We start from the raw sequence: 7,998 nt of genomic DNA, 5'->3' as shown, positions 1-7,998 counted from the left end.
CCCAAATTGCTACCCAAGTTCTCCCGCTACCGGTCTCCACCCGTCCATAGCCCTGACTAAATGGCAACGCCGAAGTAGATCAAGATGTACTTGAGCGCCACGTAGACAAAGATTACGCCGAAAAGCGCCTTCAAAGTCGCCGTCTTCACCCGGGCCACCAGCTTCGCCCCGTAAAGCGCTCCGATCACGGCACCGATGCCGAGGCAAATGGCCGTCGGGATGTCCACCACATGCTGGTAAAGCTTAAAAATGGCCCCGACCAGTGCCATCCAGATGAAGGAGGCCATGCTGGTGCCGATGGCCAGCTTCATCGGCCCCTTCAAGATGTAGATAAACGAAGGAACCAAAGCGTAACCGCCACCGAGACCGATAATCCCTGTGAGGAAACCGATTACCGAGCCCAGAACGCTCTTGGCCAGAGGCGAGCCAGGCAATTGTACAGCTGCTCTGGTAGAACTCGTTCCCGCTTCTTTGCCCGCCTCTTGAACGCGGAGCAGAGCCTCCGGCCCAGCCGCCTTCGCCTTGCGAGGTATAGCCATTAACCCTTCGTAAAGCATCCGCACCGCCGGGAGAATAAAGGCTAAGCCTACGATTAAGTCGATCAGGCTCCCGTAACGCTCCAGGTAGCCGAAAACGATGCTCCCCAGTATAACCCCTAAAACACCGCTGTAGCCGACTATAGATGCCGTGCCACTGTCCACATTTTTCATCTTGAAGTGCTGATAAGCTCCAGAAGCCGCAGTGAAAACCACGGCCGACAACGTGGTCCCCACCGCTATGGCGGGGGCGTAGTGGAAGCCGAAGCGGACCACCGGCATCATCAGCACGCAGCCGCCGGTACCTAAGAGCCCACCGATAATGCCTGCGGGAATCCCCACTAGAAAATAGATCAGATATTGCACTTTTCTTTCCTCCCCTTTTTCAACACTTTGATTGCCTCTTATTCCTCAGGCGGCTTTTGGAAACTCATAGCCACTTTGGCCAGCTCCCCGAGACGACACGCCACAAATTCTTGTGCCAGGTTGTAAAGGTTGAGGATTGCCGGATCTCGGACGCGGTAGAGCACCTTCAAACCCTCTTTTCGGGCTTCAAGGATTCCCACCTGGCGCAACACCGCCAGGTGCTTGGAAACAGCTGACTGCTCCGCTCCCACCGCCGGGATGATCTCGCAGACGCAGCGCTCTCTCTCCCCCAGAAAATCGAGGATCTTGAGCCGCAACGGATGGCCTAGAGCCCGCAGCAACTCAGCTACCAACTCCAGCCTCCTCTCCTCCACCTCTCCCGCCTCCTTTCTTATATGATTATATTAGCATATTATCATAAATCACATATGAAACCAAGGGCAATCTCCAACCGCCCTAGGCGTCGGCTGGCAAGTTCTAACCCGAAGAACTACAGAGTAAGAGTAACGGAAAATGGTGAGGGCGGCAGATGTATCTGGCCGAGGCAGACAGAGGAAGGCTCATCCCCTTGATGCGCCGGTTACAAGCGCGCACCACCTGCCAGACCCTGAAGCGGGGCAAGGAGCCGGGAGAAACCGTCAAAGAGCTTTACCGGAAGTTCTTTCCCAAGGCCCGCCGGCGCCAAGGAGCCGCAACGGCGGAGCAGAAAGGGCAGGTCAAAAACGCCTTTCCAAAAGCCGAGATAGAAAAGCCCGAGGAGAAGCTAAAGCGCGCCAAGGAGAAACTGGCGGGGCTGGATAAGTTCTTAGAAACCCGCTGACTTAAGAAGTTTCCTGGAGCGTGATGAGATCTTACCTGCCGGTCTTCGGCGGCGAGGCAAGCTTTCTAAAAGGATAAGTGGCGGGAGCCGAGGTTCCCGCCTCTAAGCCTCCTCCGCCTCCACCAACACAGCATCGATCCCGATCTTTTTCACCTGGCTCCAAGGTATAACCACATCTTTACCCCACGGGATAATCCCTAGAATTCTCTTGCTACTCCGCAGCACCACCGCGGTAATTGTGCCTTTTTCGTCCACATGCACATCCTTAATGGCACCCAAACGCCGCCCGTTGGGAACGTTGATAAATTGCCGGCGGGTAAGATCGGAAATCTTAAACACCACTCACCACCCCCGCCCTCTCAGACTATGCGCCCACAGACTCAAAGGTTACGGTTGAGCAAGCGGACACGGCAAAGCTCGTTGCCCAGGCGCCAAAACGAGCGCCACTCCTCAAATCCCAGCAAGTAAAGCAAAAAGGCATAAAGCCCTCCTCCCCCAGCAATGGCAGCTCCCAAGCGTATGCCCTCGCCCCAAAAGCCAGCGGGAAGCAAGCCCCCAGTGAAACGGTAAATGCCCCAGGAACTAAGAGCCAGCAAGGCGCAAGCCAGCGACGAGCGCAGGGAAAAAGGAATCCAATCCTTAGCCCGGTATAAAGTCGGCAAACGCGCGGACAAAGAGCGATACAGCATCCAGGTGTTCACCCACGCGGCTAGCGAGTTGGCCAAAGCCAACCCGGCGTGCTGCAGGGGATGCATGAGAATGAGACTTAAAACCAGATTAACTATCACCGTAATCAAGGTGAGCTTTACCGGAGTCCTGGTATCGTGCAAGGCGTAGAAACCTCGGGTGAGCAGGATATTGGCCGCGTAACTCACCATTCCCACCGAGTAACAAAGCAGAGCTGCAGCTGTCATAGCCGTGGCCCGAGCGTCGAAAGCTCCTCGTTGAAAAAGAAAAGCGACGATGGGATGCCGCAGCACTATAAGTCCCACAGCTGCCGGTAGAGTGAGCAGCAGGTTAAAACGCAGAGTGCGATCCAACAACCAGGCCACTTCTTCGTGCTGCCCCTCAGCAGCCCGGTGAGTTAAAGTGGGAAAAACGGCTGTACCCAGGGCCAAGATGAAAAGACCTATAGGCAACTGCACCAGCTTATTGGCGAAGTTCAAAGCGGAAATGCTGCCCTCAGCCATGCCCGAAGCCAGGATGCGGTCGATGATAACGTAGGCTTGGTTAATGGAGACCCCCACCGCCACCGGCAAAAGCAGGACAAAAACCTTTTTCACCCCTGGATGACGCCAGTTGAGCTCCGGACGCCAGCGAAATCCAAGCCGCCATAAAGCTGGTATTTGGATAAGCGCTGCCGCCACCATACCCAATACTGTGCCCCAAGCCAACCCCTCAATACCAAAAACCGCTCCCAGCGTAAGGGCGGCGACAATGATCACCGCGTTGTTAACCGCCACGCTGGCCGCTGGGAGCCCGAAAATCTGGTTGGCATTCAAGAGACCGTTGAAATAATTAGCCCAACCAAAAAATAAAAGGACCGGTAACATAATTCGGGTTAGTTTTATAGCCAGTTCCATGGTTTCCGGGGGGAGCCCGGGAGCCAGCCAGAAGACCAGTCGGGAAGCCAGGGGATAGGATACCAACCAGGTCAAGAGTAAGGCTAGCGTGACCAGGTTAAATACCCAGTTGAATACGCGCCAGCCTTCTTCCCGTCGCTCGTCGGCCGCGTACTCGGCGAAAACCGGGACCACCACCGTAGCCAAAGCTCCCGTAACAATCGCCAGCAGAACGTTAGGCACGGTGAAGGCCACCAGGTAGGCATCGGTGGCAGCCGATGCCCCGTAAAGGTGAGCTATCACCACGTCGCGGAGAAAGCCTAGCAAGCGGGCTAGCAAACTAAAGAACGCGATTAGTAGCGTGGCTTTAAAAACCAGGCGGCCGGTCGTCACTTTCTATCCCCAACTCCATCTTTACCGTGGTGTGCAAGCGTTCAACCTTCGCTTCGCTAGCCGCTTCGGCGTACACCCGGAAAACCGGTTCGGTACCTGAGGGCCGGACCAAAATCCAGGAACCGTCCGCCAGCACCACCTTAACTCCATCGATAGTGGTTCTTTTAACCACCTCCTGTCCCGCCAACTCACTTTTTTCCGGCCAGCGCTGCAGAAAATGCATGATGCGTTTTTTCTCTTCCTCCGTGGTGAGGTAGTCCCGTCTTTGGCTCACCAATTCGCCAAACCGCTCTACGAGCTCCTCCCAAAGGCGTAACAATGACCCTCCCCGCGCCGCTGCCATCTCGGCTACCAGGAGTCCCGCCAAGATGCCATCCTTCTCTGGTACATGCCCTCGCACCGATAGGCCCCCACTTTCCTCCCCCGCGCAGATGCATCCTTCCTCACGTAGCAACCGCCCCAAGTACTTGAATCCCACTGGCGTTTCTTTCACCTCCGCGCCGAAAGCGTGAGCGACGCGATCCACCAAGTGGGTAGTGGCTACCGTGCGCGCCACCGGCCCGTGCCAGCCCCGGTAGGCGTAGAGATAATAGCATAGAAGAGCAAGAACCTGGTTAGGCGTCACATACCTTCCTTCCTGGCTAATAACCCCTAGCCGGTCAGCATCTCCGTCCAGGGCCAAGCCCAGGTGAGCTCTCTTTTCCCCCACCTTCTCCACCAGTTCTTGCAAACGGGAGGGCACAGGATCCGGCAAGCCGCCGCCGAAAAGGGGATCGCGCCAATTGCGAATGGCGGTCACCTCCGCGCCATAACGCCTCAGCATCTCCTCCAGATAGCCTATACCCGCACCGAACATAGGGTCGACCACTACTTTGAGGGCGGCGCCACCTATTTTGTCACCTTCCACCAGACGCGCCAGGTGGGCGAAATAATCTTCCTGAGGACTGAAGGGATAGAGCTCACCTCGAAGCGAGGACTCCGGCCGCGGCTCAGATTCCAGTAAGAACTCAATACGCTCAGTGACATCGGGGAGGGCGGGGCCTGCGTACTCAGGTATAAATTTGATGCCGCAATACTCAGGGGGATTATGGCTGGCCGTTATCACTACTGCGCCTCCCGCGCGATAGTGGCGGATGCCGAAAGCTACCAACGGAGTCGGCACCGGGCGCTCGGGAAAGTACACCGAAATACCCCAGCGACGCAGCACTTCTGCCACTGCCTGGGCAAAGCGGTCGGCCAGAAAACGATTATCGTACCCTACCACCGCCCCGCGCGGTGCCAGCCCCTCTTCCCGCAAGTAAGCAGCTATGGCCGTAGCCACTCGCTCCACCCCAGCGAAAGTGAAGTCACGAGCGATAATCCCTCGCCAACCGTCGGTACCAAACTTAATTCGCAAAGCCTGTCCCCCCTTGTTTTATTGCCCGCTCTGCCCCGGTAACTTGTCGGTAACATCGGTTAGATGTGCCAGACGATCTTGGCGCCGGTCCACATAAAGCTTGCCCTGGGTATCGAGGGCAGCGTATAGCACTTCCTGCAAGGACTTTACCCCTTGCCTCTCCAGCTCCCGCAACAGCCACTCTTCTGTTAAGTGGTTTTGCACCAGATTCTGGTAGATTACCTGCCCATCCACCACGAGCTCTGAGGGGACTCCTTCGTAGCTGGTGGGCAGACCTAAATCCTCCGGTGTCACCGGGCGCTTCTGCGACTTGGGCAGCACGCTCAGAGCTCCGTTAGGTTCCACAATTGCGAACTCGATATCGGTCAGGTTAAAAAAGCCTTTCTCCCGCAGTTGCGAAGTGAGATCGTCCACATTATAGCGCATCCTTGCCATGTTACGCTCCAAAATTTGGCCGTTATGCACCACCACAGTGGGCTCGTCCAGCAAGAATTTGCGGGCCGGGCGGTAGACCAGACTCAGATGCTGCACCAGGATGGTAAGAGCAGCGAAAATAGCCAAACCGAAAATGTAATAGAGCGGGTTTTCCTTAATATCGGTGGCCAAGCAAGCAGCGATGGAACCGATAACAATGCCATTGACATAATCGGAGATGGTCAACTGCCCCACCTGAGATTTTCCCACCATTCTGGTAATAAATAGCACTCCCAGAAAGGCTCCCACCGCGCGTAACAGAATCTCCAGAAAGGGGTTCATACCTCCGCAACTCCTCAACGCGAGAAACTTTCTGTAAATTAAGCTTTACCCACTGCTGCTGGTCTATACCGAGACAAAAAGGAAGGTAGAGTCCGAGAAAGAAACAACAGGGGGTCGGAAGCTGTCCGCTCCCGTCTCCCCAGCCCATCTTAGAAAAGCGCCGCAAAGCTAAAATTTATCTACCAGCGAGCGCAGATAAACCCTAAAGTCGGGCCCCAAGTCTTCTCGCGTTAGGGCCAGCTCCACCGTAGCTTTAAGGTAACCCAGTTTATCACCGGCATCGTAGCGGCGGCCGGAAAAGGCGTAAGCAAACAGCTGGTCCTCCTTAGCCAGCACCCTTAGGGCATCGGTAAGCTGAATCTCTCCCCCCGCTCCGGGAGGGGTTTCGCGTAAGATACCGAAGATGCGCGGGGTCAATATATAGCGTCCAGCCACTCCCCAACGCGAAGGAGCCTGCTCCGGAGAGGGTTTCTCAACGAGATCGCGCACCGCGAATACACGGGACCGGATCTCCTCTCCGTCTATAATGCCATATTTGGAAACCTCACTCAGAGCCACCCGCTCCACCGCCACCACCGGCGCTTGAACTTCCTCATAAAGCTCCAGCATCTGAGCCAGGCACGGTGGAGAAGCTTCCACCACATCATCACCCAACACTACTGCGAAAGGATCTTCACCCACGAAACTCTGAGCGCACAGCACCGCGTGGCCCAATCCCAGGGGCTCCTGTTGCCGCACGTAGTAAATATTAGCCATGGTGGCTATATGCTTGATTTCCTCCAACCAGTCCAGCTTGCCGCGCTGCTCTAAGTAATACTCCAATTCCACGCAGCGGTCGAAGTGATCCTCGATAGCTCGCTTGCCATGGCTGGTAATAATAAGGATATCTCTGATATCCGAGCGAACTATCTCCTCCACAATGTACTGGATAATCGGGCGATCGATCAGGGGTAGCATCTCTTTGGGCTGGGCCTTGGTAGCTGGAAGAAAACGCGTTCCCAACCCCGCAGCCGGAATCACTGCCTTTCTTAACTTCCTCATCCGCCTCCTCCTTCTCCCCGCATTAATCGCTTCAGCCTTTCAGCACGTCCTCCGCGGTCCGGTGCTGGCGTAAACGTAAGCGCCAGCGCCGACCAATGACCCCCAGGCGCAGCGCTGCCAGGAAAAGCAGCGCTGCCACCCCTCCCAGCAACAACAGCCCCTGCGGAAAAGTTAACTGGGTGAGCCACACCGCCGTCAAACCTAATAGAGCGCTCAAGGCATAAATGAACAGCACCGCACCGCGGTGGCTGAAGCCGATAACTAGCAAGCGATGATGTAGGTGCTCCCGATCCGGACGGAAAATGTGTTGGCGCGAATGAACGCGCCTAAGAATGGCAAATAAGGTATCGAAAAGGGGGATGCCCAATATGACTAGGGGGACCAAAATAATTACCGCCGTAGCGGTCTTTGCCACTCCCAGCACCGAAGCCCCCGCCAAGAAAAAGCCAGTGAACATGGAGCCGCAATCCCCCAGGAAGATTCGAGCTGGGTTAAAATTAAAGGGCAGGAAAGCCAGCAGGCAAACGCTGATAATCAGGGCCGGGGCGACCCCCTCCGGGTTGCCCGCCAAGGCGGCAGCCGCAGCCAGGGTAAGACCAGCGACGCTTCCCACCCCGGCCGCTAACCCATCCAGCCCGTCGATCAAATTGACTGCGTTGGTAACCGCTACGAACCAGAAGATAGTAACCGGAAAGGCCCAGCCATGCAAAGGAAACATTTGTCCCTCATTCAAGGGATGGCCGATGGAAGCGAAAAGCACTCCCCCTCCAGCGGCAATGGTAGCCGCCAGGATCTGGCCCAGAAGCTTTACCCATGGATTCACACCCCGCATATCGTCAGCCAAACCAAGCAAGAAAACCACCGAGGCACCAAGCAATAAACCCAGCCACTCCCTGGGCATTCCTCCCACCAACCAGCCGGCCCAGACGCCCAGGAAGAGCGCCAGCCCCCCTAGCCGGGGCATGGCACGTGAGTGCACTTTGCGTTCATTAGGCTCATCCATTGCCCCCAGCTTGGGAGCCAAGCGCATAGCTAAAGGTACCGTTATCCCCGTCACTACCGCCGCTATAATCAAGGTGCCTACCAACTGTCCCGACAACCGACCTTTCCTCCTTGGTCAACCGCCAT

General features: G+C 56.1%; 9 protein-coding genes. 1 reads left to right on the top strand and 8 read right to left on the bottom strand.

Annotated elements, in window-relative coordinates; genetic code table 11:
* Positions 1 to 56 precede the first annotated feature (56 nt).
* Both ACTLLP_RS10255 and ACTLLP_RS10250 read right to left on the bottom strand, forming a co-directional pair.
* Positions 57 to 902: a sulfite exporter TauE/SafE family protein gene (locus ACTLLP_RS10255; RefSeq protein ID WP_441059564.1), complete on the bottom strand. Its 846-nt coding sequence runs from the start codon at positions 900 to 902 to the stop codon at positions 57 to 59.
* 38 nt (positions 903 to 940) lie between these two features.
* Complete coding sequence (locus ACTLLP_RS10250; RefSeq protein ID WP_441059562.1) at positions 941 to 1,276, bottom strand: ArsR/SmtB family transcription factor; 336 nt, start codon at positions 1,274 to 1,276, stop codon at positions 941 to 943.
* 155 nt (positions 1,277 to 1,431) lie between these two features.
* On the opposite strand from ACTLLP_RS10250, the gene ACTLLP_RS10245 reads away from it, so the two are divergent.
* Entirely contained in the window at positions 1,432 to 1,722 is a 291-nt protein-coding gene (locus tag ACTLLP_RS10245) for a hypothetical protein (protein ID WP_441059560.1), read from the top strand.
* Positions 1,723 to 1,824: 102 nt separating this feature from the next.
* On the opposite strand, the gene ACTLLP_RS10240 is transcribed toward ACTLLP_RS10245, so the two are convergent.
* The 6 genes from ACTLLP_RS10240 to ACTLLP_RS10215 all read right to left on the bottom strand — a co-directional run bounded on the left by ACTLLP_RS10240 (position 1,825) and on the right by ACTLLP_RS10215 (position 7,969).
* Positions 1,825 to 2,064 carry a YlmC/YmxH family sporulation protein gene (locus ACTLLP_RS10240; RefSeq protein ID WP_441059558.1) on the bottom strand — a complete coding sequence of 80 codons (240 nt, stop codon included), beginning with the start codon at positions 2,062 to 2,064 and terminating at the stop codon, positions 1,825 to 1,827.
* A gap of 38 nt (positions 2,065 to 2,102) precedes the next feature.
* Positions 2,103 to 3,677 carry a murein biosynthesis integral membrane protein MurJ gene (murJ, locus tag ACTLLP_RS10235; RefSeq protein WP_441059556.1) on the bottom strand — a complete coding sequence of 525 codons (1,575 nt, stop codon included), beginning with the start codon at positions 3,675 to 3,677 and terminating at the stop codon, positions 2,103 to 2,105.
* A complete protein-coding gene (locus ACTLLP_RS10230) occupies positions 3,652 to 5,073 on the bottom strand; it encodes a phosphoglucomutase/phosphomannomutase family protein (protein WP_441059554.1) in 1,422 nt (473 codons plus the stop codon). The genes murJ and ACTLLP_RS10230 overlap by 26 nt, the downstream gene beginning before the upstream one ends.
* An 18-nt stretch (positions 5,074 to 5,091) precedes the next feature.
* Entirely contained in the window at positions 5,092 to 5,829 is a 738-nt protein-coding gene (locus ACTLLP_RS10225) for a YetF domain-containing protein (RefSeq protein WP_441059552.1), read from the bottom strand.
* Positions 5,830 to 5,997: 168 nt separating this feature from the next.
* The gene (galU, locus tag ACTLLP_RS10220; RefSeq protein WP_441059550.1) at positions 5,998 to 6,870 is read right to left on the bottom strand and encodes a UTP--glucose-1-phosphate uridylyltransferase GalU; all 873 of its coding nucleotides are present in this window, start codon (positions 6,868 to 6,870) and stop codon (positions 5,998 to 6,000) included.
* A gap of 31 nt (positions 6,871 to 6,901) precedes the next feature.
* Complete coding sequence (locus tag ACTLLP_RS10215) at positions 6,902 to 7,969, bottom strand: glycosyltransferase family 4 protein (RefSeq protein ID WP_441059548.1); 1,068 nt, start codon at positions 7,967 to 7,969, stop codon at positions 6,902 to 6,904.
* Between the last annotated feature and the right edge of the window lie 29 nt (positions 7,970 to 7,998).

This window comes from Desulfothermobacter acidiphilus (assembly GCF_052073645.1).
GTDB classification, from domain to species: Bacteria; Bacillota; Desulfotomaculia; order Desulfotomaculales; family Ammonificaceae; genus Desulfothermobacter; species Desulfothermobacter acidiphilus.
This window is presented reverse-complemented; position numbering and strand designations above follow the sequence as displayed.